A 23,993-nucleotide genomic window follows, 5' to 3' on the forward strand; every position below is an offset into this window, starting at 1 on the left:
ATAAGTCATTTGCGATAGCAATACTAAAATAACTCAAGCTAACTAATTATTTTACAGTGACATATTGCTATATTTTGTTGGCCAGAATTATATAGCGATGAACATCATTACGCAAGTTCTAATGAGATTTTGTTAAGGTTCTCCAGCAATATTGGAAAGAGTTAAACCTCTTTGACAACAGAATGCCTGACCTCTACACAATATAATTTTCGATGTATAAGCTGTTAGTAAAACTAAATTTTTCATGATATAAAGGCGATTAACATAACATTTACGCCCAAATTCGAATATTTAAGGTTATCTATGTTCACATTTACGCAAGTGTTGATCCGAAATTTAATCACGGCTATAGCTTTTAGCGCGATTAGTATTGGTGTTGCGACGATTATCATAAAACCAATACTACGAGATAGCACCCAGCATCATGACGTTTTTTTTACTCAGATGTTAGATAGCGATTCGGAATTAACCGATTTATTGTTAAAGCAGCTTAATAAAAATAAAATATATCAAAAGCTTGAAGTAATTAATGCAGAGCAAGAAACGATTTTCAACCAAGTTCATGACGCTAACGTTTTACAAAGCTTCTTAGCGCCAAAAGAACGGATCATTCGTCAAAACAATATCACGATTAAGTATCAACTTAGTTATATTGAACAACTAAACCTACTGACCCAAATATTTCTCTTCGTTATAGTTTTATCGATTATTTTTGCGTTGGTATTAACGCCATTCAGTGTTAATAGAGCGAGTAAACTAATCAATCAAGTCGCCGATAAGATTTCACTGAAAATAAAACAAATATCAGGTGAAAACATCACTGATGCCGACTTAAACTCTTGCGGAGTGCTTTCTTTACCGCAAGTAAAATCTTCAGTTTCTCAGCTTGAAAAACTATTGAATCAACATGTCGAAGGCGCCAATGTCTTAGCTAAAGAAGCTTACATAGAACCATTAACGCAACTTGAAAACCGCAGCCGATTCGTGCAGTTTTTCGAAAATAGCAATGACGCCGTCGAATTTGGTGTTTTAACCATAACACGTTGCTCTGAATTGCAAACCATTAATCAGATACATGGTTATCATGAAGGTGATAATTATATTATTAAAGTTGCGGATATCATTAAAAGCACAGCGGCTAAATTTCAAGGTGCACAAATATTTAGACTTAACAGTTCAGATTTTGCCACCATTTTACCGAACATCACCTTTAAAGAAGCTGAAAATTACGCACAGCAGTTAACCGATCAGTTTAATCAATATCAACAAAATGCTGACTTAGACTCTGTTGGCTATACTGGCTTAGTCGCTTTTAACAAAGATAAACCACTTGGCGAGCTCTTGGCTTTGGTCGACACTGGAATCAGTATCGCACAGACTAAGAAGGTCAATTCTTGGTACGCCCAAAGAGACAGTGATATCCTTGAAAATAGCAGCTCTAGTTACGGTAATCAAAACTGGCGTCAAGAGATTGATAATGTATTGGAAAACCAACGCATTAAGATTTTGGTTCAACATATCAAACCAACTAGTCGAAATAATAAGGTCTACGGGGAAATATTAACGCGGTTTATCAACTCAAGTGACGAAATGTTGCCAACAGCCTCCTTTATCGCCATGGCTGAAAAGCTTGATAAAATCGTCGCTGTTGATCGTATGATTGTTGATAACACCATTGAACAAATCAAAAGTATGAACCTTACAACACAATCTTTCGGTCTTAATTTGAGTGCTCGCTCGATACATGATGAACATTTTTTAATTTGGCTAGAGCGCCGCTTGCTAAGAGATTCAAACGTAGCATCTAGTCTAGTTTTTGAAATTACCGAGTATGGATTACAACAAAACATCAAAACCAGTAAACGTTTTATCGACATGTTGCACCGCGTTGGCTCCCGTGTCACTGTGGAGCGTTTTGGTGTTGGTTTAACCTCATTTAAGTTTTTCCGAGATCTTAAACCTGACTTTATCAAAATGGACAGCACTTACACGCGAGACATTGATGAAGATAAAAACAATCAGTACTTCTTACGATTAATGATTGATTTGGCGCATAGATTGAGTATTACGGTACTCGCTGAAAGCGTTGAAACACAAGAAGAGAAATTCACGTTAGAAAAACTTTTCATTGATGGCTGTCAAGGCTATTACTTAGGTAAGCCAGAACCACTATAACGGCTAACTCACCGGGGTTGTATACGTTAAATTAACGACGACCCTGGTGTTCTTCCTGTTAGTTAAATAATATGTCACTACACAGCAATAAAATTACGCTGTAATCATTAGGCTAAGCTAAAAGCACGATCAATTTTTCAACCTTTAGGTCGATTATTGTAATAACCCTACTGCTGACCTGTTGTTTATTCGTCAATAAAATCGGATAATATGACGTATTGTCAAATAAATAGCCCTTTTTCATGACCGAATACTTGTTGTTATTAATCAGTACGGTGCTGGTAAACAATTTTGTTTTAGTGAAGTTTTTAGGCCTTTGCCCATTTATGGGGGTCTCTTCAAGAACAGAAACAGCCATAGGTATGTCATTTGCTACGACCTTTGTGATGACGGTTGCGTCATTACTCAGCTACATTGTTAATAGCTACGTCCTGCAACCGCTAGGTCTCGAATATTTAACAACAATGACATTTATTTTAGTTATTGCTGTTGTTGTACAATTCACCGAAATGGTAGTTCACAAAACCAGCGCTAACTTATATCGATTACTCGGCATATTCCTACCGTTAATTACGACCAATTGTGCTGTTTTAGGCGTTGCACTGTTAAACATTTACGAGCAACATAACTTTGTTGAATCTATCATCTACGGTTTTGGTGCTGCCGCAGGGTTTTCAATTGTCTTGATCATGTTCTCAGCAATGCGAGAAAAACTCGCGGTCGCAGATGTACCGACACCCTTTAAAGGAGCGGCAATCGCGATGATCACCGCTGGCCTTATGTCGCTAGCATTCATGGGGTTTACAGGCTTGGTGAAATTGTAATGGATGTAATTATTGCCATTATCATTATTGGCTTATTGGCAACAGCGTTTGGCGCATTGCTTGGCTTTGCATCGATAAAGTTTAAAGTGGAGGGAGATCCTCTCGCTGAACAAATTGATGCATTGCTCCCACAGACTCAATGTGGTCAATGCGGTTACCCGGGCTGTAAGCCATATGCGGATGCCGTAGCGAACGGTGAAGCGATAAATAAATGCGCACCTGGTGGTGAAGAAACGATTAAGAAAATCGCTGATTTAATGGGGGTTGAAGCACAGCCGCTTGATGAAAGCCATGAAGCAGATAATAGCCCTAAAGTAGCGTTTATTATTGAAGAAGACTGCATTGGCTGTACTAAGTGTATTCAAGCTTGTCCTGTTGATGCCATTATAGGTACCACCAAACAAATGCATACGGTTATTACTGATGAATGCACAGGTTGTGATTTATGTGTCGCTCCCTGCCCTACAGATTGCATAGTGATGAAACCCATTGCAGTAAGTCCACGTAATTGGCAATGGGACTTAAGCACCATTCCCGTTCAGCAAGTAGAGTAGAATAGGTAAAAACATTGGAATCAGTGATTACACGCATTGAGCAAAACAAATTTTGGAAGTTTCATGGTGGTATTCACCCGCCAGAGCAAAAATTTTTAACGAATAGTAAGCCTATTCGCCAATTGCCTTTGCCTAGTTTACTTAGAGTGCCAATCCAGCAGCATATTGGTGAGGCTGGAGATATTCTCGTTGCAGTTGGCGATTCAGTACTCAAAGGCCAACCATTAACGAAAGCGACAAACCCTATGGTTGTGCCAATACATGCACCAACCAGTGGTAAAGTAACTCAGATAACACCTTCAGTCATTGCGCACCCATCAGGACTTAGTGAACTCTGTGTCTTTATCGAGCCTGATGGCCTAGATAAATGGCGTGAACGAGTTATTTGTGAAGACTACCAATCGCTAACCAAAGCGTCGTTAATAGACAAAATTGCTCAAGCGGGTATTTCAGGCATGGGGGGAGCTGGCTTTCCAAGCCACATCAAACTTAATACGGCAGCACAAATAAATTACTTAATTATCAATGCTGCGGAATGTGAACCCTATATTACCGCCGATGACCTTTTGATCAGAGAGCAAAGTCCTGCAATTATCGACGGTATAAAAATTCTCGATCACCTATTAGATCCAGCCTTTATATTAATAGGAATAGAAGACAACAAACCTCAAGCGATAGAAGCATTAAGAAACGCTACCCGCGCTTACGATAAAGTTAAAGTTTGTGTGATTCCTACAATTTACCCTACCGGCGGTGAAAAACAGCTTATTCAAGTGCTAACGGGTATGGAAGTTCCAAGTGGAGCATTACCCTCTTCTGTGGGCGTGGTAATGCAGAATATTGCTACTTGTTATGCAATAGCCGATGCCATTATTCATGATAAGCCTCTGATACAGCGTGTCGTAACAGTAACTGGCCAAGCATTGGCTAAACCACAAAATGTCTGGGCATTAATAGGTACGCCAATCAAATACTTGCTCGAACATTGCGGTAAACAATTAGGTGACAAAAAGCACATCATTATGGGCGGTCCAATGATGGGCTTCAGCTTACCCTCATTTGACGTTCCTGTCGTAAAAACAACCAATTGTATATTAGCGCCAAGTGAAGTCGAAATCCCTAACGCAAATAAAGAAGTTGAATGTATTCGCTGTGGTCAATGTGAACAGGTCTGCCCCAGCCAATTGCTCCCGCAAGAGTTACAATGGAGCGCTAAAGCCAAAGATCATGATCAGTTAACCAAACTCAACCTTTTTGATTGCATCGAATGTGGCGCTTGTGCTTATGTGTGTCCAAGCCATATTCCATTAGTACACTACTATCGGGTTGCCAAAGCTGAAATACGCGAACAAAAGTTACTGGAAATCAAAGCCGAAAAAGCAAAACAACGTTTTGAAGCAAGGAAAGCGCGCCTAGAACGCGATAAAAAAGCCAGAGAAGAAAAACACCGACTCGCAGCAGAAGCAAGAAAAGCGAGAATGAATTCAGGTACGGCAGAGGCAAACAAAGAAAAATCAGCCGTAGCCGCTGCCCTAGCACGTGTTAAAGCGAAAAAAGCGCAAAGTGACTTAAGTGAAGTCGAGAGTGCAGCTCAAACTCCTGCCAGTAGCGCACAAAATGATAAAAAATCGCAAGTAGCCGCTGCCATCGCCAGAGCAAAAGCCAAGAAAGCAAAAAACACAAACTCAGATACTGACACAGCGCCATCTAATACTAGCGCCGCTACAGCAACTGAAACTATTGAAACCAAGGTCGATACACACGTTGACAGTACACTTGAAAAAGCTGAGCAAGCGCCTTTAGCTGAGGTTGCTCAGTCAGAACAAGCTCAAAGCAAAAAGGAAAAAATTGCCGCAGCTATCGCTAAAGCAAAAGCTAAAAAACAATTGACGCCAAAAGCAGTTATGCCAGACTCCGATGTCGAAATAACGACCTCGGACAATGTAAATAACATTGAAGAAAAAGCGCCTTCGACGCCAGAAGACGATAAAAAGGCAAAAATAGCAGCCGCCATTGCTAAAGCAAAGGCAAAGAAACAACAAAGCAAGCAAACAAGCACTGTGCTATCTGACGTTAGTGACAAAACAAAAGATAGTGACACAAATTCAACGAGTGATGTCAGTAAGTCAGAAAGTAATCATCTGGATAAAAAGGCACGAATAGCTGCAGCTGTAGCAAAAGCCAAAGCTAAGAAACTTCAAGGGTCAAATAACTAATTATGGCATTTTGGATTGCAAGTTCTCCCCACAATCATGCACAAAGTAAAACTTCTGCTTTGATGCGCTTGGTAATTTATGCATTGATACCAGGGATCATTACCCAGTGGTATTTTTTTGGTTGGGGAAACCTAATCCACATTATCTTAGCTATCGCCACCGCCTTAATTGCAGAGTTTACCGTTTTATCGTTACGCAACAAACCGGTAGCCGTGCAACTTTTTGATGGCAGCGGCATCCTTACGGCAATTTTACTTGGTATTAGCTTACCTGCATTAGCGCCTTGGTGGATAACCGTTATTGGTACTATCTTTGCGATTGTAATTGTCAAACAATTATATGGTGGCCTTGGCCATAATCCTTTCAATCCTGCCATGGCGGCCTACGTAATGCTATTAGTCTCATTCCCAATGCAAATGACATTATGGCAACCTCCACTAGAGCTAATGACGGTAAATCTAGATTTTATTAACACCTTGACTGTGATTTTAACTGAGTACAGTCAAGAAGGTTATTCAGTTTCACAATTACGTACGCATATTGATGGTTTTACCATGGCGACGCCACTTGATACCGTTAAAACCAGTTTAACTGTTGGAAAAACTATTGAAGAGAGTTTAAACAACATCGTCTTTATCGATGGACTTGGTATTGGTTGGTTTTGGCTGAATGTTGCCTTTTTAGCAGGTGGAATTGTTTTGCTGATCAAAAAAGCGATACCACTAGCATTACCTGTTAGCTTTTTAGCATCAATATTTGTCTTTACGTTAGTCGCGTTTTTAATCAGTCCAGACAGTAACGCCTCCACGCTCTTTCACTGGTTTAGTGGTGCAACCATGTTAGGTGCATTTTTTATTCTTACCGATCCAGTCACTTGTGCAACCAGTACCAAAGGACGCATCATTTATGGTGCTGTAGCAGGTCTTTTAGTTTGTTTGATCCGAAAGTTTGGCGGATACCCTGACGCGGTAGCCTTTGCGGTATTGCTGTGCAATATGGCGGCACCTCTGATTGACCAATACACGCGTCCAAGAACCTACGGTCATTAAAGGAAAGTAAAATGATCAAAGCTATCGAAAAAAATGCCAAATTACTTGCCATATTTGCTATTGCCTGTACCGCATTAGTCAGCTTGGTTCACCTATCAACAAAATCAGAAATAAAGCGCCAAGAGCAACAACAAATGATCAATTCATTGGTCAGTATCATTCCAGACAACAACCACAATAATGATATGTATCAAGATTGCATCATTATTGACGACCGCGCCTTGAGCCCAGAAATTGAAAAAGCTTATCTGGCCAAGTTTGATGACAAGCCAGTAGCAGCGGCACTTACCACGACGGCTCCAGATGGCTACAACGGCAAAATCCATTTGCTGGTTGCAATTAATACTGATGGCACCGTTAGTGGTGTTCGTACGATTAAACATCAAGAAACGCCGGGCTTAGGCGATAAAATTGAAAAACGCAAAAGTGATTGGATTGATAGTTTTAAAGGTAAACGAATTGCTAGTGACGTAGACAGTCGATGGGCGGTTCGAAAAGACGGTGGCATGTTTGACCAATTCACTGGCGCCACGATTACCCCAAGAGCTGTCGTCAAAGCAATTAAAAACAGTATTAACTACTTTAATCAGCATAAAACCACCTTATTTGCTCAGTCTGGTAATTGTCAGGAGAATTACTAATGTTTTCCCCAGAATATAAAGAGCTTGCTTGGCAAGGGCTTTGGAAAAACAATCCCGGGATCGTTCAACTATTAGGACTTTGCCCTTTACTAGCGGTAACCTCTACCGTGGTCAACGCATTAGGTTTAGGTTTAGCAACCTTATTTGTGCTAATTGGTTCAAACGTCACCGTTTCTGCAATAAGACAATGGGTACCTAAAGAAATTCGCATTCCTATCTTTGTGCTGATCATTGCCGCTTTTGTAACGTGTATTCAATTGCTGATGAATGCCTACACCTTTGGTTTATATGAATCTCTTGGTATCTTTTTACCCTTGATTGTAACTAACTGCGCGATTATCGGCCGTGCAGAGGCCTATGCTTCTAAAAACCCAATCAAACAAGCAAGTTTTGATGGGTTAATGATGGGCCTAGGATTTTTAATCGTCTTGGTATTGCTTGGAGCAATTAGAGAACTGTTAGGACAAGGGACATTGTTTGATGGCGCAGAGTTGTTACTGGGTGAATGGGCAAGCCAGTTAAGAATAGAAATTTGGCATCTTGATAGTCAGTTTTTATTGGCCATTTTACCTCCGGGTGCATTTATCGCGATGGGCTTCCTCATCGCCGCTAAAAACAAAATTGACCAGATGTTAGCTGAACATCAACCGCAAAAGAAAGAAGCACATATTGAACGTGTTCGCGTGAACTTCGACAGTTAATTCATCCAAAGAACAGCGAAAATAACAATAATGAATAAAGAAAAACGACTTGAAATACTTACTCGTTTAAGAGATGACAACCCACACCCAACAACAGAGTTAAACTTCAGCTCCCCTTTCGAGTTATTGATAGCCGTGCTGCTTTCTGCACAAGCGACCGATGTTGGCGTAAATAAAGCCACAGCGAAACTGTTCCCAGTCGCCAACACGCCACAAGCGATCTTAGACTTAGGGTTAGAAAAACTTAAAGACTACATTAAAACCATCGGCTTATTTAATACAAAAGCCATTAACACCATGAAAACCTGTCAAATGCTGGTCGACTTGCATGGTGGTGAAGTGCCTGAAGACAGGGCTGCCTTAGAAGCACTGCCGGGTGTCGGCAGAAAGACCGCAAATGTCGTGTTGAATACCGCTTTTGGCTGGCCGACTATTGCGGTAGATACGCATATATATCGCGTATCTAATCGCACCAAATTTGCTGTCGGTAAAAACGTCGATTTAGTTGAACAGAAACTGCTTAAAGTGGTACCAAAAGAATTTAAAGTTGATGTCCATCACTGGTTAATTCTGCACGGCCGCTACGTATGCACCGCTCGTAAGCCAAAATGTGGCGCTTGTATTATTGAAGACTTGTGTGAGTTTAAGGATAAAACGGAATAAGCCTTTGAGTCACTCATTACTCAAAACTAAAATGCCTTGAGTAATGAGTAAAATGTGAATCAATAAAGTAGGTTTGTAGCCATACTAATAAAACACCTTTCTCTCAACAAATTGTCTGAATTTCACATTGTCTTTGACAGATAAGTAAAATTCGTCAACTCGCTGCAATAGCTCTAAACCAACTTTATCCAAGTATGGTGTTATGTCTAAGTACCCTTTGTTAGACAGAATGTAATCATTAAAAAATGTATCGTATGAACGCCCCGTCATTATATTCAGTGTCTTTAAAATGGATTCATTTGAAATATATACGTTTGGTGCACCGTATGTATTATTCAGCTCTCGCATTAAAGAATTGAGGCTTTGCTGTCCATTAGAGTTTGTATAAATGTCTATATCAAGCGCTAAAGCTATGACAGCGCCGCCACCATAAAGCCGAAGCCAATTTTTATTCTTGTCTTTTCCTGCTTCTTTTAGGGTGATCCTCTGCTCAGGCCACATATGAGAGGTAATAAAGTAACGACCTAGGTATTTCTCTAATTTTTTAAGATAAATCTTCGTCGAAATCTCGCTCTGTTTGTGTAACGTAAAGCTAGCATAATACTCAGTAAAGCCCTCTACGAACCAATAAGTGTCCTCCTTCTTATCGCTTTTTAAAGCATGGCTACCGTTCCAAAAGTGAAACATTTCGTGAGCAAGTGTATTCGCCCAAATCACATTTGAATTCTTTTTAGACAATGTGCTTTCCTCTATCACTTGATTGAAGCTATTGACGTAAGCTTCACCATCATCTTCATCCGCTGCTCTTATACCAATAGCAAACTTAATATTGGGAGCCCCACCAAAGACATGACTATAATATTCAAGTTGCTTTTGTAACATTGCTTCTAGCTTGGAACTATATGGAGACAGGGTTTTATCTATAGCAAATTGGATTGTCATCCCTTCAAATTTTGCGACTCGCTTTTCAAATTCACCTAATACAAACAAATTTGAAACAAGGCTTTCCTTTGAAGGAATGTAGAAAGTGTTTGGCTTATTCACTACTTTTTCCCATGGAGTTATCAACTCCCAGTTTTTGGGATAGTTAACGGTCACTTCTGACTCTGCATCAACAAAAGAGTAAATGAAAAATGCTCTCGAAATGGCAAATAAGGCCCCGTTTTTCCATTCAGGTCTAGAGTCTTGCCCTCCAGCTTTGTCCCAGTCATAATTGATATGATCAAGATTGACTGTATAAGAAAGTGTAACTAGCGTCTCGTCAGGAACCCCAACATGCCATGCTCCCCAGCCATTTTCTTCAATAACGGACGGAGACAAACTCGAACCATTTTCATCTTTTACTTCTAAGTCTTGAACAAAGGTTGCCCAACCATTTTTTAACCAAGGGTGGCCATAGGAAAGCATTCTTATTTTTTCTCTGGAAACTCTAATTGAGGCAGTGACATTCACTTGTGAAGGGTTGTTCTCATTAAAAGTGAGTTCGTACTTAGATAAGTTCACAATTGGAGAGTCAGGCTCGCTTTGTGATTTTGCCCAAGCTTCAATAAACGGCACCGTAAGCATAATCAATGTTGTAATTTTTATGATATTTAAATTTATTGAATTCAATTCTATTTCACCTTTTCTATTTTTACCTCTTATATTAAGTTGCTAGGCATGAATCAAAGGTTTAAATTGTTTTCAAATATTTTAATTCGAGCCATCTACTTTTGTTATCTTTTGGCTGGCCGACTATTGCTGTAGATACTCATATTTATCGCGTATCTAATCTCACCAAATTTGCTGTCGGTAAAAACGTCGATTTAGTTGAACAAAAACTTTTAAAAGTGGTACCAAAAGAATTTAAAGTCGATGTCCATCACTGGCTGATACTGCACGGTCGCTACACCTGCGTAGCAAGAAAACCCAAATGCGGTGCCTGTATTATTGAAGATCTTTGTGAGTTTAAAGATAAAACTGAATAAATCAAATAGTTGTGGAAAACTAAACGCTACCTTTCTTCACAACTATTCATAGAGTTGTTAACAGTTACTCTTCATTTAAAGGCTGTCTAGCAACTAAAAACCTTTTCGCAAGTATGCTGCTCCCTACAGATTGACTTATTTTCATATACCAACGAGTAAATAGCACTCTAATTAACCAGTAAAATAGCACGCCAATCATTAAAAAGATAAGAGCATTGCTATCAATAAAATCAGGCCAACTGTCTGATGTATTTGCCGAAAAAGACATTACAGCTCCTAACAAGGCAAAACAGGTTCTCCATGCATGTCGAGCGATTCGATGCTTTCCTGAAAGTCCACCACGGATGATCATATTCAGATCTAAAAGAGCTGCCATTGCAGCTATTGACGCATGAAGAGTAAATATAACTTTAAAGGTAGGTGGAATATCCGCAGCGGTAAAAACGAAATAGAATAAATCTGCGCTTATATAGACGATCAGTAGCATGGCAAGTATTTCAAAAGTGCCTGTTGAATTCTCTTTTCTTAGTACAACGGCCCATGCAGTCACACCATAATAAAAGGTAAGCAATGCCATAGTAGCTCCATCTTTAAACAACGCTGCACTGCCAGTCATTAGTAACATAGATAAGAAAAACAGATTTCCAGACCATCTGTGCCTGACTGAGCCTTTGGTAAAAGTTAACGCCCCTATTCCAAAAAATAAAAAAAATGAACCAGCTACTATGTGAAATGTAAGCATTACTATTCCTTGTAAAATTTAAAAAATTGATCGTTTACGCAGCCAATCTAAGCAAATCAAATGACTAATAGTTTAAGGCAATGAATGCCAAAAAATTTTACTTAATAGCTGTAATACCATGATAAGTTGAAATATTTTCATATGCAACTCATACATGTAAATGCTAAAAAGTAGCATTATCACTAGTATAGAAGCCTAATTTTATCTACTTTCATTATGTTTTGGCTGGCCGACTATTCCGGTAGATACTCATATTTATCGCGTATCTAATCGCACCAAATTTGCTGTCGGTAAAAACGTCGACTTAGTTGAACAAAAACTGCTTAAAGTGGTACCAAAAGAGTTTAAAGTTAATGTTCATCATTGGCTCATTCTGCATGGCCGTTATGTCTGTACCGCTAGAAAGCCAAAATGTGGTGCCTGTATTATTGAAGATTTGTGCGAGTTTAAGGAGAAAATGGAATAGCTTTTATGTTTATCGAACAGCCTTGGAGGCAGGAGTAACCGATAAGTTAGTGTCGACCTATAGCAACACCTAACCACTAATGCTAACCCTACCTAAGTAATTTAGCCTGATAAAACTAAGAAGCGAGGAAGTTTGACAGGGCATTTACATGCTCTTGAGTTTCTTGTATTAACCCACCTATTTGACTAGCAGCATCTGTAGAGGTTGAAGCTAATGCTCTTACTTCATCAGCCACTACAGCGAAACCTCGCCCTGCATCACCAGCTCTAGCAGCCTCTATAGCCGCATTTAAGGCAAGTAAGTTTGTTTGTTCAGAAACGGAATTTATGGTTTTCACTATTCCTTGTATGCGATCTAAAACTTGACTCATCGCTATGTGGGTATTTTCAATGACTGAATTTCTCTCCGATATATTATCGCCAAATGCAATAAACTTGTGTACTTCGCCATTTAAATTAACGATTGGCGTAATAATACAGTCAAGTAGTACTGCTTTGCCGTCGTTGTTCAAGTTCATTGTCAGATTAATTGATTGACCATTTCTCAGCTTTTGTTTTTCTTCATCGGATGTATGACTAAACAAATTACCTATAATATTACTGACTGCAGAAGATGACTTTTGTTCTAACTGATTGAGGCAAAACTCATTAGCTTCTTTTAATTCGCCTTCGAATTTGAATTCCATCACAACCGAGTTCTTGTCAACCGCGTCTCTTTGCGTAAGTTGCTCAATGACTTGACGCTTAATATCACGAATGTCAGAACTTACACCGACAAAACCTGTATGTATACCATTCTCATCAAAGGTTGGATTTACTGACAGCACGATCCAATAGGGATGTCCTTCCTTATCAAAGTTTAGAATCTCCTCATAAAATGGCTGTTTGCTTTTTAGGTTTGCTGAAATACGTGCAATCGTAGCTTTATCTGTCTGTTCTCGTTGCAACATGCTACCGGGACGTTTTCCCATAACCTCAGAAGCGCTATAGCCAGTCAGTTTCTCAAAACCTTGATTAACATATAAAATTTCACCCTTAGTATTGGTGACAATAACAGAACAAGTGGTGTTTTCTACGACCCGCTTCATCAGAACAATGTTATCTGACTTCTCCTCTTTTTGCTCTAGTTCCTTAAACTTATATAATCGAGCGTTTTTAATATGGGGAAGCTGATAGCTATACACGTCAAACGTTTTGTCATTCAATATTACATTTTTTTTCTTGGAAAAATTAGATATCAACTCATTTACATCAAGCTGATTGATATACGGCTCTAACATCGAAGAGCACTTCAAAACGGTACCATTTTCACTTAGTAAACAATAGGCATCATTATCAGCAGCGAGGAATTCATCAAGAAACTCATCAACGCCCAAAAGCAAATTATCTAGTTCAAATAGCAAAAGCCACAATGTTTTATTACCGCTGTTAATTTTGGTGACAATTGTTTTGTATACGGTCTCATCAATCAGTGTTTCTTGATGCCCTTCAGTTAATACTATTGAGGGTAAAACACTACTTAAAGTCACTGTTTTTTGTTCTTGCGGTATGAGCTTAAGTTGCTTAGCCGACTTACTAGTAGCAAGAATGTTGGCATTTTGATCAACTAATAACGCTGGAACATTGAGACTGTTAACAAATTGAATGTTTGCTTCTCGGACGATATTGTTTTTGAAGAACATTAAAACACCATAAATAATAGAAATAATATGTATTAACTTAACAATAGCACGTTCCTTACTAATACGAATAAAATTCGGTTCAGAAATTGTTCAAATGTAATAAATTTTTAAATACTTGAACCTTACCAATCGTGGAAATACCATTGAGGTAGGCTTAGGTGAAGGAGCCAATTTTCAGAACCTAAGTAAACAAGTTCTCGTTATTTATAAAACAATTCAACTCAAAATTATCTTTAAGCTTCGACTTTTAATTTAAACAAAGAAAATACTTAACGAATAGTTCACCAATATCTGCTTCGTTATACATTAGCGGAAGTGCAATAGCAGTAGACACCCATATTTATCGCGTATCTAATCGCACCAAATTGCTGTCGGTAAAAACGTCGATTGAGTTGAACAAAAACTATTAAAAGTGGTGCCAGCTGAATTTAAAGCTGATGTCCATCACTGGCTGATACTGCATGGACGTTATGTTTGCACCGCTAGAAAACCTAAATGTGGGGCTTGTATTATTGAAGATCTTTGTGAGTTTAAAGATAAGACTGAGTAACTATTAATTCTTTTGAGCGATTTTCGAACTTCCTATTTCGTGCTTGCTACAGGTTTCGGTAGTATGAATCCATCTGCAAAAAAGTTAGTGTATAAGAACTTCTTTTAATATAGCCTACATTATCCAAATAACTATTTTCGATTGTTAATGAAATTTCCTCAAGTTTATAAGGCACTTATTTTCACTTCCAGTTTTACCTTGTCAGGCTGTTCTACTATAGTTTCTAGCTTTATCGAAGAATCTAATAGTTTTGATTATCTCAATGTAGCTTCTGATGAAGACATAGAACATTACGGTTTCGGTAATGGTTACTTTTGCTCTGATAGCCAAGGTGTATGCATTAGTTACCTTGAGGCTAAATCGTTAAATACAAGCAAGTTGAGATATACAACAGAGATTGATTCCAATGGTCAAGAAACCACGGTTTCTTTAGAAATTAGAAAAGCTTCTCTGACTCGTGACTTTAAGGGGACTGTTGTTCTTTTACACGGATTTAGAGCATCTAAAGAATTTATGATTAACTCTGCTCTTTTCTTCAGATTCTTAGGCTTTGACGTTTTAATTCCTGACCTTTTAGGGCATGGTAAATCCAGCGGAGAAAAGAGTTATGGAGTAGGAGACGCTCCAGTAATCAATGAACTTATCGATTATAGAATAGCCGCTGGTAAAAGACTTTTTATACTAGGTAACTCAATGGGATCTTTAACAGCAGCATACTTATCCGATATGAGGAACGACGTTAGTGGCGTTATTTTGCAGGCTCCAATGCTTGAATTTGATCAAGCTGTATCTAATTACATCAATGCAAACCTTCCTTTAGCCAGTTACCTTTTTTCGCAGCAGAATATTGAGCAGGGGGCTATTAGCTCTTTAAGAAAAGCTGATTTATCTCTTGGAAAAACGAATATCAAGCCTTTAATAATGACCTCAAATACGCCAATGATTATCATTGCATCGGAGTCTGATACTGTAGCTCCATACTCGTATTTTAAAGAGCTAGCATCAGATAAAGTAAAAACGGTTAAAGTGCAAGATAGAAATCATCCAAGTATGGCAGTCATTGGAAACTCAGAGAGTCATGAAGTAATAAAGTGGTTAAGTGAAACTGTAGAGATAAATAATACTAATTAGAACTTGTGAGAGTCTGCAAATAGCACAAAATGTAAATGAATTATGTTCACTTACATTATCTTTCAGCTAGCCGGCTATCACCGTATATACCTAAATTTATTAGGATTCCAATCCACTATATTTGCTCTTGGTAGAAACATAGATTTAGTTAAGCAAAAACTGCTTAACGTCGTACCTGAAGAATTTAAAGCGAGTGTTCAGCATTAGGCTATATTGCATGGCCGCGGCCTTTGCACCGCACGTAAATTAAAGTGTGGCGCTTGTATTGTTGAGGACTTCTGTGAGTTTAACGAAAATACTGAGTCATTATTTACACTATCTAGCTCCCAAATCAGCATATTCTTCGGCCACTCTCCTTTATCACAAGATAGCACCTCAATGACTTACCTTCAGGAAGTAAATAAACTAGGTTAGATCTATTCTAGAACTTATCGCCGAGTCCATATCCATTAACCGTACAAAAAAACAGCTTTACAATATCATCCTTTAGCTTTAACTTGATGTACGAACAATATCGTAATGCTAGTAGAAAAATTAGTAAAAACAAAAAGTAAAGGATTAACACCAATGAAAGTACTCTCTTTTTTCACCCTACTTCTATTTGCCAGTACAACTGTACAAGCAGAGTTAGCAGAACAAGCTGACATTGACAAAATGATTGCCCATTCAATCAATGCGCAATCACCAGGTGCCGCTATCGGGGTAATCAAAAATAACGAACTTATTTTTGCCAAAGGTTATGGATTAGCTAACTTGGAGTACAACATACCAATCAATTCGAAATCGATTTTTCGTATCGGCTCTACTTCCAAACAATTCACTGCCGCATGTATTATTTTATTGGTTCAACAAGGCAAATTAAGCCTGAATGACAAAATCACAAAATTCTTCCCTGATTTTCCCGAATATGGCGATGAAATCACAGTAAAACACTTACTCAATCACACAAGCGGTATTCGTGACTATTTAACCTTATCCTACATGTCAGGTTTAGGCGAAAGTGACGTATTTACCGACAATCAAGTCAAAGCGTGGTTAGTTGGTCAGAGCAATACAAATATAGTGGCAGGCAGCCAGTTTCAGTATACGAATTCTGGCTACTGGCTACTCGGGCAAATAGTTGAAATCGTTTCAGGTATGTCGCTAAGCGAATATGCACAAAAAGAGATATTTAGCCCGCTGGGAATGAACAATACGCACTTCCATGATAATCATAAGCAGGTTGTCAAGAACCGAGCTTCGGGCTACCGAGTAGTTGGCGAAAACCAATATGAAATTAGTATGACAAGACTAGATATGATTGGCGATGGTGGCGTATTTAGTAATATTGAAGACTTAAAAAAGTGGGACGACGCTTTTTATGATGATCAAGTATTTGGTGACTCGTTTTGGCAAATGATGAAAGAAAAAGGAACGTTCAACGACGGTAAACGTTCCAATTATGCATCTGGCCTATTACTAGGTGAGCATAGAGGGCTGCAAACGATTAGCCACGGAGGAGCATTTGTCGGTTATCGTGCAGAGCTGCTGCGTTACCCTGAAATGAAGTTTTCTGTCATTGTGTTAAGCAACCGAGCAGACACAAATGCGACAGGAATAGCATACGACATAGCTACCTTGTTTCTGAAAAATGAGTTAGATGACATCAAACCAATTGATACTCAAATAGCTCAAAATAATTCTGAAAGTAAAAATAACTCGGCGACAGACATTGAACAATTTGTTGGCAGTTACTGGGACGAAAGCTCTGCCGAAGTTTATACATTTTTTACCAAAGACGATACGCTTATGCTCAACGCATGGGGCGATGACTACCTGTTAAAGCCAATAAGTTCGACTGCATTTTACATTGCCAATATTCCCCCTAGAATTACTTTCACATTAGGTACAAATGATAAAGGAACAAAAACCAGTACAATGAGAGTAGAAAGTGAACCGCCCAGTACCGCTGTTGAATTCGAATGGGCTACCTATTCACAAGATAAACTGCGAGCGCGTTCAGGAAAATATTACAGCGAAGAATTAGATGTTTTTTACGACCTTGTTTTAAAAGATGATCAAATGCTAGTAAAAATTGGCAACAAAGTAACATCACCACTTAGCACTGTGCTGTCTAACGTGATGCGTTCAGAACGAAATGATGGGCTAACTTTCATTGAAAACCAAGCCAATGAAGTTTCAGGCTTTAACCTTACAGCAAGGGGCGTTAAAAATATTTGGTTTAAAAAACTCAATGCCGAGTTTTAATTAGCTATCACCTAGACCAATTGTTTTTTGACCGTTTTATTAATAATTAAACGTCGTTAAATTTTACGTTGAATTGGTAACGATAGCGTAGGCTAACTTAATGGGTTAGCCTACTCGAGTAATTATTAAAAAGTTAATTACATCAACCTTTCTGATAACTGGGTTAACCGAGAATAACTGTTCCCCCACACTCTCGTTTATCGCGTATCAAACAGCACCCTGTTGGCTGTTGGCTGTTGGCAACAGGTTGATTTAGTTGAACGAAAGCTACATAAAATCGTACCTAACGATTCTAAGATAAATGGACACTACTGATTAATTCTGCCCGAAAGCTACGTGATCTTGGCTAGAAAACCAAAAATGCGGTGCCTGTCTTATTAACGAGTTATGTGTATTAAAAAAAAGGACATTAATAAGGTGGAGATTGTAAAACAGCCTCCACCGTTTCTTTTTTGATTAATGCACTGGTGCATCAATGACAATCACTTCTGCTTCAGTGCTTGCTTTGATCACTAAATGCGCTTGCTTAGTGACTTCGGCGCCATCACCTTGAACCATGGTTACGGTTTTTGAACCATCGATAATTGAAAACTTACCGCTTGAACAGAGCACATAAGCTTGATGGGTAAGTGCCAGCGTAACTTCAGCGCCTGCAGCCAGCTTGCCTCCATAAATTCGTGCTTGCTGGTGGATATATAAGGCTTTGCCTTTATCAACTTCAAAACCAGATACCAACAGTGGCAACGAACTTTCATTTAACGTACTAGGAAATAACTTACTTTCCCAGCGAGGTTTTACGTTAAGCTTATTTGGCTCTATCCAAATTTGGTAAAAGATTAATGGCTCTTCGGTTCGGTTATATTCAGAATGAATAATGCCCGTACCTGCACTCATTACTTGTACTTCGCCCGACTCAGTCACGCCTTTATTACCGACACTGTCTTGGTGAGTTATAGCGCCGGAACGAATAAAACTAATAATTTCCATATTTTTGTGTGGATGCGGTGCAAAACCACTGTTTGGCTCAACCCAATCATCATTAACTACACGTAAGCTACCAAACCCCATACGCTGTGGATTGTAATAATTAGCAAAGCTAAAGTGATGCGACGATTTAAGCCAGCCATGGTTTGCTTTACCGAGTTGATGATATGGATAATGCTTTATCATTTTTTCACTCCACTTCAATTGATTTAAATACGTGCTCGATCGTGTGACTGTTCAAAGTTTAACTCTGGCCCCTTAGGTACAATTAACGTTGGGTTGATCGTGCTATGACTGCCGTAATAATGTAGCTTGGTATATGGAATATCGACCGTACTGGCAACACCTTCCACTTGATACAACTCTCTCACATAGTTACTAATGTGATGAAACTCACTTAACTTATTGCGATTACACTTAAAATGACCATGATAAACGGCATCAAATCTCAATAAGGTAGTAAACAAGCGCCAATCGGCTTCTGTTAATGTATCACCGACTAAATAACGGCTATCTGATAAATGTTGCTCTAACCAGTCTAAGCTCTCAAATAGCTCATCATAGGCTTGCTCATACGCTTCTTGCGTAGTCGCAAACCCAGCGCGATAGACGCCATTATTAATGGTGTGATAGATACGTTCGTTTATCTCGTCAATTTCACCATGAAGCTCCTTTGGATAAAAATCAAGTTCGTTACCAGTGAGTTCGTTAAACGCACAATTAAATATTCTGATGATGTCACTTGACTCATTATTAACAATGGTTTGTGTTTTCTTATCCCATAACACCGGTACCGTCACTCTGCCTTCGTAATCGCTCGCCGCTTTTAAATAAAGCTCATACAAGTAGTTATGCTGATAAAGCGTATCTTCGTATGGCGTTCCTTGTTCACCAAACTCCCATCCGTTTTGTAGCATCTCAGCTTTAACAACACTTACCGAAACAATGCTATCTATTTGCTTTAGCTTCCTGAAAATAAGGGTACGATGGGCCCACGGACAAGCCAGTGAAACATACAAGTGATAGCGACCTGCTTCCGCTGGATATTGACTATCAGGCTCGTTTGAAATTGTTGAGCGAAAACGGCTCTCTTGGCGTTCAAACTTACCTTTACTCGCTTTAGTGTCATACCAACTATCAACCCATTTTCCGTTAACAATTAATCCCATAATAGCTCTCCTACTACTTGTCCTTGGCGTTTAGGTTCATTAAACGCCTCGATGAATAATGAAGATCAAAGGTGATCTTTAAGAGGTTATACCAATTAGCATAAATATTTTGTCAGTTCAGAGCTATGCCAGGGAAGTTAGAACAAAGCAAATTGATGCGGGTGTAGTCATTCTCCATCAAAGCAATTTGTTAAGTTATCACTTTCCTGACAAGCTCCCAAGGGCGAGTTTAAAAGGCTTATATGCTTCGTTATTGATTTTGATAAGGGAATAACCATTACCTACAATCAATGCCTTGCCTCTAAGCCTTTCAACACTCGCTGAACGATCAAATATTTAAACTAATTGGTATCAACCTCGTGCTAACTAAGTATGCGCATTGGCCAACAATGTTAAATCGCCGTTTACCCCAACGTTAAAGTTTGCGCGCGATGACACTATCAAAAGAAAAGCGGCCACCGCCTTGGAATACGAGTGCAATACTCATCGCTAACAACGCTAACCCAAACTCATAACCATTATTTGACATAAATAGACCGTTTTGAATGTGGACACTTAAAATGGCAACTACCATAGTACCTGCAAGTACCAATGCTGCAGGTCTTGTAAGTAACCCAAGTAATAATAAAATGCCACCAAAAAACTCTGCGCTACCCGCTAATAAGGCCATCAAAAACCCTGGCGCTAAGCCAATGGACTCCATCCATTGGCCTGTCCCTTCTAGACCGTAACCACCAAACCACGCAAATAACTTTTGTGCACCATGAGCGGTAAAGATAACGCCAGCAACTAAACGTAATGACAACCCAGAAAAATTGTTATCTGTTTTTAATATGTTCTTAATCATTGAAGTGTTCATAATCTACTCTCTTAACATGCTGTTTAAATTTGTTTATCTATCGAAGATGTTGGTATAGTAAAGAACACTTGCAATTGGAATAACCCCAACTTTTCGTTTAATATATTCAAAATTTTTGAACATTAAATTTTATGCACAACTCACCTATTACTATTGAAGCTCTGCAAGTGCTAGACGCTATTGACCAGCGCGGCAGCTTTGCAGCTGCAGCAGAACAATTAAACAAAGTTCCCTCTGCGCTTTCTTATATTGTTCAAAAATTAGAAGAGCAATTATCAGTCACGTTATTTGTTCGCCAAGGACGCCGTTCAGTATTAACGCCGGCAGGAAAACACTTGCTTCTTGAGGGTAGAAAGTTACTGGGTGCTGTCAATAAACTTACCGAGGAAACCCAGACCATTTCCCATGGCTGGGAGCCCAAAATTCGCATCGCTTTCGATACCATTATTGAGTTAAATGAGTTACTCGCCAGCATAAAACAATTTTTAGATGCTCACCCTACTATCGAAATCGATTTAAGCGAGCAGGTAATGAATGGTAGCTGGGAAGCTTTAATAGAAGACAAGGTAGACTTATTGGTCGGCGCGCCTGCTCCTGTACCTAATCACAAAGGGATCAGGGCAATCAAAATGAATGATATTGAACAAGTACTATCCGTGCCAAGTCAACACCCACTAACGACATTAGACAGACCAATTACTGAGGCTGATATTCAGCATTATCGAACCGTCATAGTACACGATTCAGCGCAGCAAGCCGTGCCTTGGTCGAGTAATGTTATTGAACGCTCTCAACACTTTTTCGTTACCAGTATCGCCCAAAAAATTAAAGCCATTACCGCTGGCATTGGTGTTGGCTTTTTACCTGTAAACAGAATTAAGGCTGAACTGACCTCTGGCGCTATCAAAACATTGCCCTTTGCTGGAGAGAAAAAAACGACTGAGGTTTATTTGGCTTGGAAGATAACCAATAAGGGTAAAGGCTTAGCGACACTGCGAGAAATCATCGCTGGGTGATTGTATATAGAGTGAATTAAGGTCAGCACAAGTCTAATTAAGTTAACGTTATTCGTCAGCCTATTCTTTTATAAGAACAGGTTATTTACTAACTCTCATTTCATCACTGTTAACTGCTTTAACCATGGCGATCTACATGTATATATAGAGAGTTTCAAAACCCACTAGATTTGTTCCCGTTAAGAATATTTTTAAGACTAGAAAGCGCTAATTAAAATTGTTCTGCAAACATATAACGTAGATTTTCATCACTGCTTACTTCTGCACGATCGTTAGGGTTGTGCCGCCTGTAAATCAAGTTTTAGCGCTGTTCTTATCGAAAATCTGTGTAAGTTTTGAAGAAAAAACTGAGTAATCAATACAGTGTTGCCAATTGCAAAGACATTAGCACTGATGACTACTTATTTTTTTGTTCGCATTTTTTTATAGTACCATCTTTTGCAAGGCACGTTGGAGTATCAGTATCAAAAGTGAACTCCATATCTGAATGCTCTTCACCTGTGATGCGTTTGAGTTCTTTGAGCAAAGCAGCTTTTTTCTCTTCTGTTAATTTACCTTCAATTCCAGCTTGGATTTCATAACCGCCGTCAGGTAACTTTTTGATAGAGAGATCAGGGAATAGAAAATTATCTTCTTTTTTTTCTTGGTTAAACGCTATCGCTAAAACCATTAACAAAGCAAAAGTGATCAACGCTGCAACTACGGTTGATTTTTTTAATTCGGGAATGCCTTTATTCGGTATTAATCTGACAGGTTGTAACCATCGATACCCTTTTCTCTGCACGGTCTGGATGTATATGGGATTTTTTGCATCATCTCCTAGGGCTTTTCTTAATTTAGCCATAGTGTTTGCTAGTGAGTCTGGACCAACAACAGTATCTGGCCACAAAGAAGAAAAGAGCACTTCCTTACTTAGCGTTTCGCCATCTGCACTACAAAGCAAGATTAATAACTCTAAAACCTTGGGCTGTAGCGTATACGTAGTCCCCTCTCGAACGATATTATTTTTACTAAAGTTCACAATAATATCAGCAGAAGCAAATGATGATTCTGTCAAGTGCTGTATTGTTAGTTTGTTTCTCTCAACATTTTTCAAAATAAAGTCTTAATTATTAATAAATTACCAAAGGTAGATTTTAGATAGAATAAAAATACATATTTATTAGGGACAAAAACTGGCGCTAAAAAACTCTTTGTATGATAAAGGCTGCACAACATTAAATAAACAATTATGGTAGCCTATGAAATATTTATTATTACTATTTCTTTTTCAATTAGTATCTTTTTCAACTCAAGCAATTGTCATTAGACACGATGTTCAAGATTCAAAATATCGTGCAACAAAAAATGATTTTCCGGCACTTGCTACTTTTTATAACGATGGTGCTCATGGCACATTGATTCACCCTAAATGGGTAGTTACAGCTGCTCATGCAACCTTTTGCATTGAATCAGGTACATTTGTAGTTATCAATGACATGACAAGAAAAATCAAAAAGCTTCATGTTCACCCTGACTATCAACCCGGTAAGAGTCATGATATTGCGCTAGTTGAATTAGAACAGCCCGTTGAAGATGTGGAACCGGTAAAAATATATAACCAAGGTGACGAGTTACACAAACAAGTTTGGTTTATAGGTATTGGAGGAACGGGCACAGGTTTAACAGGTGAAACAATAGACAATGCCAAAAACAATGGCATCTTGAGAAAAGCGCAAAATACAATCATCGATGCAAACGGACCTTTAATTAAGTTTGTCTTCAACCGCAACAAGCAAGCGTTACCATTAGAGGGTGTATCTGGCGGAGGGGACAGTGGTGGTCCTGCATATATGATAGAAAACGGGCAGTTCCAATTATTAGGTATTAGTTCTCGGCCAGAGGGTCAATTTAACAATATTGGTGAATATGGTATTACCGAAGTGTATAGCAGAGTGTCATTTTTTAAAGGCTGGGTAGAAAGTATTATAACGGGTAAAAAAATGGGTCATTCCCGTTTAGGCAGTGATAAATTAGCAGCGGGACTAACACCAGAAATACTACCGATGGTTTGCGAAGATATAAGGATAAAAACCTAATCATTATTGAGTATTCAAATCGGTTGCTCTTTAGTTCAACTAATTAAAGAGTAACTGATATCCTATTGCTAAACACCATAACTCCTCTTGTAAGCCAAGCTCATCATTCCTCTTTTTCTCACACATAAGTCATTTTATTGATGATAAATAACTAAAAAAGATTGCCAATGCCAAGGTCTAAAGGTTTTAACACCTACATCATAGCGAGCTTTATCGTTATGTTTCGTACATAAAACAGCTTCATTTTAACTTTGGACGATAATATCTTTGAAATTAAAGG

General features: G+C 38.7%; 19 protein-coding genes and 4 pseudogenes. 16 read left to right on the forward strand and 7 right to left on the reverse strand.

The window, feature by feature from the left end; translation table 11 throughout:
• The first annotated feature begins 303 nt into the window (after positions 1 to 303).
• The 8 genes from ACSLUH_RS08835 to nth all read left to right on the forward strand — a co-directional run bounded on the left by ACSLUH_RS08835 (position 304) and on the right by nth (position 8,823).
• Positions 304 to 2,175 (forward strand): EAL domain-containing protein, encoded by a 1,872-nt coding sequence (locus ACSLUH_RS08835; protein WP_448566085.1) that lies wholly within the window; start codon positions 304 to 306, stop codon positions 2,173 to 2,175.
• A 242-nt stretch (positions 2,176 to 2,417) separates the two neighbouring features.
• Complete coding sequence (gene rsxA, locus ACSLUH_RS08840; protein WP_448566087.1) at positions 2,418 to 2,999, forward strand: electron transport complex subunit RsxA; 582 nt, start codon at positions 2,418 to 2,420, stop codon at positions 2,997 to 2,999.
• Positions 2,999 to 3,553 (forward strand): electron transport complex subunit RsxB, encoded by a 555-nt coding sequence (gene rsxB, locus ACSLUH_RS08845; RefSeq protein ID WP_448566089.1) that lies wholly within the window; start codon positions 2,999 to 3,001, stop codon positions 3,551 to 3,553. The genes rsxA and rsxB overlap by 1 nt, the downstream gene beginning before the upstream one ends.
• Positions 3,554 to 3,576: 23 nt before the next feature.
• Positions 3,577 to 5,769 carry an electron transport complex subunit RsxC gene (rsxC, locus tag ACSLUH_RS08850; protein WP_448566391.1) on the forward strand — a complete coding sequence of 731 codons (2,193 nt, stop codon included), beginning with the start codon at positions 3,577 to 3,579 and terminating at the stop codon, positions 5,767 to 5,769.
• A 2-nt stretch (positions 5,770 to 5,771) separates the two neighbouring features.
• The gene (rsxD, locus tag ACSLUH_RS08855; protein ID WP_448566092.1) at positions 5,772 to 6,818 is read left to right on the forward strand and encodes an electron transport complex subunit RsxD; all 1,047 of its coding nucleotides are present in this window, start codon (positions 5,772 to 5,774) and stop codon (positions 6,816 to 6,818) included.
• Between the two features lie 11 nt (positions 6,819 to 6,829).
• The gene (gene rsxG / locus ACSLUH_RS08860) at positions 6,830 to 7,459 is read left to right on the forward strand and encodes an electron transport complex subunit RsxG (protein ID WP_448566094.1); all 630 of its coding nucleotides are present in this window, start codon (positions 6,830 to 6,832) and stop codon (positions 7,457 to 7,459) included.
• Positions 7,459 to 8,160 (forward strand): electron transport complex subunit E, encoded by a 702-nt coding sequence (gene rsxE / locus ACSLUH_RS08865; RefSeq protein WP_448566096.1) that lies wholly within the window; start codon positions 7,459 to 7,461, stop codon positions 8,158 to 8,160. The genes rsxG and rsxE overlap by 1 nt, the downstream gene beginning before the upstream one ends.
• Before the next feature lie 30 nt (positions 8,161 to 8,190).
• The gene (gene nth, locus ACSLUH_RS08870; RefSeq protein WP_448566098.1) at positions 8,191 to 8,823 is read left to right on the forward strand and encodes an endonuclease III; all 633 of its coding nucleotides are present in this window, start codon (positions 8,191 to 8,193) and stop codon (positions 8,821 to 8,823) included.
• An 84-nt stretch (positions 8,824 to 8,907) separates the two neighbouring features.
• Here the strand turns inward: nth and ACSLUH_RS08875 are convergent, their stop codons facing one another.
• A complete protein-coding gene (locus ACSLUH_RS08875; RefSeq protein ID WP_448566100.1) occupies positions 8,908 to 10,434 on the reverse strand; it encodes a M61 family metallopeptidase in 1,527 nt (508 codons plus the stop codon).
• 95 nt (positions 10,435 to 10,529) lie between these two features.
• Here ACSLUH_RS08875 and ACSLUH_RS08880 point away from each other — a divergent pair.
• Positions 10,530 to 10,790, forward strand: a pseudogene (locus ACSLUH_RS08880) (endonuclease III domain-containing protein); the annotation flags it as partial.
• A 64-nt stretch (positions 10,791 to 10,854) separates the two neighbouring features.
• On the opposite strand, the gene ACSLUH_RS08885 reads toward ACSLUH_RS08880, so the two are convergent.
• The gene (locus ACSLUH_RS08885; protein ID WP_448566102.1) at positions 10,855 to 11,532 is read right to left on the reverse strand and encodes a hypothetical protein; all 678 of its coding nucleotides are present in this window, start codon (positions 11,530 to 11,532) and stop codon (positions 10,855 to 10,857) included.
• A 205-nt stretch (positions 11,533 to 11,737) separates the two neighbouring features.
• On the opposite strand from ACSLUH_RS08885, the pseudogene ACSLUH_RS08890 reads away from it, so the two are divergent.
• A pseudogene (locus ACSLUH_RS08890) lies at positions 11,738 to 11,998 on the forward strand (endonuclease III domain-containing protein); the annotation flags it as partial.
• Positions 11,999 to 12,113: 115 nt separating this feature from the next.
• On the opposite strand, the gene ACSLUH_RS08895 reads toward ACSLUH_RS08890, so the two are convergent.
• Complete coding sequence (locus ACSLUH_RS08895; RefSeq protein WP_448566104.1) at positions 12,114 to 13,679, reverse strand: methyl-accepting chemotaxis protein; 1,566 nt, start codon at positions 13,677 to 13,679, stop codon at positions 12,114 to 12,116.
• Between the two features lie 320 nt (positions 13,680 to 13,999).
• Here ACSLUH_RS08895 and ACSLUH_RS08900 point away from each other — a divergent pair.
• The 4 genes and pseudogenes from ACSLUH_RS08900 to ACSLUH_RS08915 all read left to right on the forward strand — a co-directional run.
• A pseudogene (locus tag ACSLUH_RS08900) lies at positions 14,000 to 14,229 on the forward strand (endonuclease III domain-containing protein); the annotation flags it as partial.
• Between the two features lie 147 nt (positions 14,230 to 14,376).
• A complete protein-coding gene (locus ACSLUH_RS08905; protein ID WP_448566106.1) occupies positions 14,377 to 15,360 on the forward strand; it encodes an alpha/beta hydrolase in 984 nt (327 codons plus the stop codon).
• A gap of 114 nt (positions 15,361 to 15,474) precedes the next feature.
• Positions 15,475 to 15,663, forward strand: a pseudogene (locus ACSLUH_RS08910) (endonuclease III); the annotation flags it as partial.
• 264 nt (positions 15,664 to 15,927) lie between these two features.
• The gene (locus ACSLUH_RS08915) at positions 15,928 to 17,607 is read left to right on the forward strand and encodes a serine hydrolase domain-containing protein (protein ID WP_448566108.1); all 1,680 of its coding nucleotides are present in this window, start codon (positions 15,928 to 15,930) and stop codon (positions 17,605 to 17,607) included.
• Between the two features lie 456 nt (positions 17,608 to 18,063).
• Here ACSLUH_RS08915 and ACSLUH_RS08920 read toward each other — a convergent pair whose 3' ends face one another.
• The 3 genes from ACSLUH_RS08920 to ACSLUH_RS08930 form a co-directional block, all read right to left on the reverse strand.
• A complete protein-coding gene (locus tag ACSLUH_RS08920) occupies positions 18,064 to 18,777 on the reverse strand; it encodes a pirin family protein (protein WP_448566110.1) in 714 nt (237 codons plus the stop codon).
• A 23-nt stretch (positions 18,778 to 18,800) separates the two neighbouring features.
• Positions 18,801 to 19,760 (reverse strand): glutathione S-transferase family protein, encoded by a 960-nt coding sequence (locus ACSLUH_RS08925; protein ID WP_448566112.1) that lies wholly within the window; start codon positions 19,758 to 19,760, stop codon positions 18,801 to 18,803.
• Positions 19,761 to 20,175: 415 nt separating this feature from the next.
• On the reverse strand, positions 20,176 to 20,619 hold the full coding sequence (locus ACSLUH_RS08930; RefSeq protein ID WP_448566114.1) for a DoxX family protein: 444 nt from the start codon (positions 20,617 to 20,619) through the stop codon (positions 20,176 to 20,178).
• A gap of 131 nt (positions 20,620 to 20,750) precedes the next feature.
• On the opposite strand from ACSLUH_RS08930, the gene ACSLUH_RS08935 reads away from it, so the two are divergent.
• On the forward strand, positions 20,751 to 21,635 hold the full coding sequence (locus ACSLUH_RS08935) for a LysR substrate-binding domain-containing protein (RefSeq protein ID WP_448566116.1): 885 nt from the start codon (positions 20,751 to 20,753) through the stop codon (positions 21,633 to 21,635).
• Positions 21,636 to 22,032: 397 nt separating this feature from the next.
• Here the strand turns inward: ACSLUH_RS08935 and ACSLUH_RS08940 are convergent, their stop codons facing one another.
• Positions 22,033 to 22,731, reverse strand: coding sequence for a winged helix-turn-helix domain-containing protein (locus ACSLUH_RS08940; protein ID WP_448566118.1), 699 nt, complete (start codon positions 22,729 to 22,731; stop codon positions 22,033 to 22,035).
• Positions 22,732 to 22,876: 145 nt separating this feature from the next.
• Between ACSLUH_RS08940 and ACSLUH_RS08945 the strand changes: the two genes are divergently transcribed.
• On the forward strand, positions 22,877 to 23,713 hold the full coding sequence (locus tag ACSLUH_RS08945) for a trypsin-like serine protease (RefSeq protein WP_448566120.1): 837 nt from the start codon (positions 22,877 to 22,879) through the stop codon (positions 23,711 to 23,713).
• The last annotated feature ends 280 nt before the right edge of the window (positions 23,714 to 23,993 follow it).

This window comes from Thalassotalea ganghwensis (assembly GCF_053485795.1).

What these genes read in the sequence shown, in the direction of transcription:
- rsxE (WP_448566096.1), top strand. Translation starts at nt 7,459, where the DNA reads ATGTTTTCCCCAGAATATAAAGAGCTTGCTTGGCAAGGGCTTTGGAAA.
- ACSLUH_RS08915 (WP_448566108.1), top strand. Translation starts at nt 15,928, where the DNA reads ATGAAAGTACTCTCTTTTTTCACCCTACTTCTATTTGCCAGTACAACT.
- rsxA (WP_448566087.1), top strand. Translation starts at nt 2,418, where the DNA reads ATGACCGAATACTTGTTGTTATTAATCAGTACGGTGCTGGTAAACAAT.
- rsxB (WP_448566089.1), top strand. Translation starts at nt 2,999, where the DNA reads ATGGATGTAATTATTGCCATTATCATTATTGGCTTATTGGCAACAGCG.
- ACSLUH_RS08930 (WP_448566114.1), bottom strand. Translation starts at nt 20,619, where the DNA reads ATGAACACTTCAATGATTAAGAACATATTAAAAACAGATAACAATTTT.
- ACSLUH_RS08835 (WP_448566085.1), top strand. Translation starts at nt 304, where the DNA reads ATGTTCACATTTACGCAAGTGTTGATCCGAAATTTAATCACGGCTATA.
- ACSLUH_RS08925 (WP_448566112.1), bottom strand. Translation starts at nt 19,760, where the DNA reads ATGGGATTAATTGTTAACGGAAAATGGGTTGATAGTTGGTATGACACT.
- ACSLUH_RS08885 (WP_448566102.1), bottom strand. Translation starts at nt 11,532, where the DNA reads ATGCTTACATTTCACATAGTAGCTGGTTCATTTTTTTTATTTTTTGGA.
- ACSLUH_RS08935 (WP_448566116.1), top strand. Translation starts at nt 20,751, where the DNA reads ATGCACAACTCACCTATTACTATTGAAGCTCTGCAAGTGCTAGACGCT.
- ACSLUH_RS08895 (WP_448566104.1), bottom strand. Translation starts at nt 13,679, where the DNA reads ATGTTCTTCAAAAACAATATCGTCCGAGAAGCAAACATTCAATTTGTT.
- ACSLUH_RS08905 (WP_448566106.1), top strand. Translation starts at nt 14,377, where the DNA reads ATGAAATTTCCTCAAGTTTATAAGGCACTTATTTTCACTTCCAGTTTT.
- rsxG (WP_448566094.1), top strand. Translation starts at nt 6,830, where the DNA reads ATGATCAAAGCTATCGAAAAAAATGCCAAATTACTTGCCATATTTGCT.
- nth (WP_448566098.1), top strand. Translation starts at nt 8,191, where the DNA reads ATGAATAAAGAAAAACGACTTGAAATACTTACTCGTTTAAGAGATGAC.
- rsxD (WP_448566092.1), top strand. Translation starts at nt 5,772, where the DNA reads ATGGCATTTTGGATTGCAAGTTCTCCCCACAATCATGCACAAAGTAAA.
- ACSLUH_RS08920 (WP_448566110.1), bottom strand. Translation starts at nt 18,777, where the DNA reads ATGATAAAGCATTATCCATATCATCAACTCGGTAAAGCAAACCATGGC.
- ACSLUH_RS08945 (WP_448566120.1), top strand. Translation starts at nt 22,877, where the DNA reads ATGAAATATTTATTATTACTATTTCTTTTTCAATTAGTATCTTTTTCA.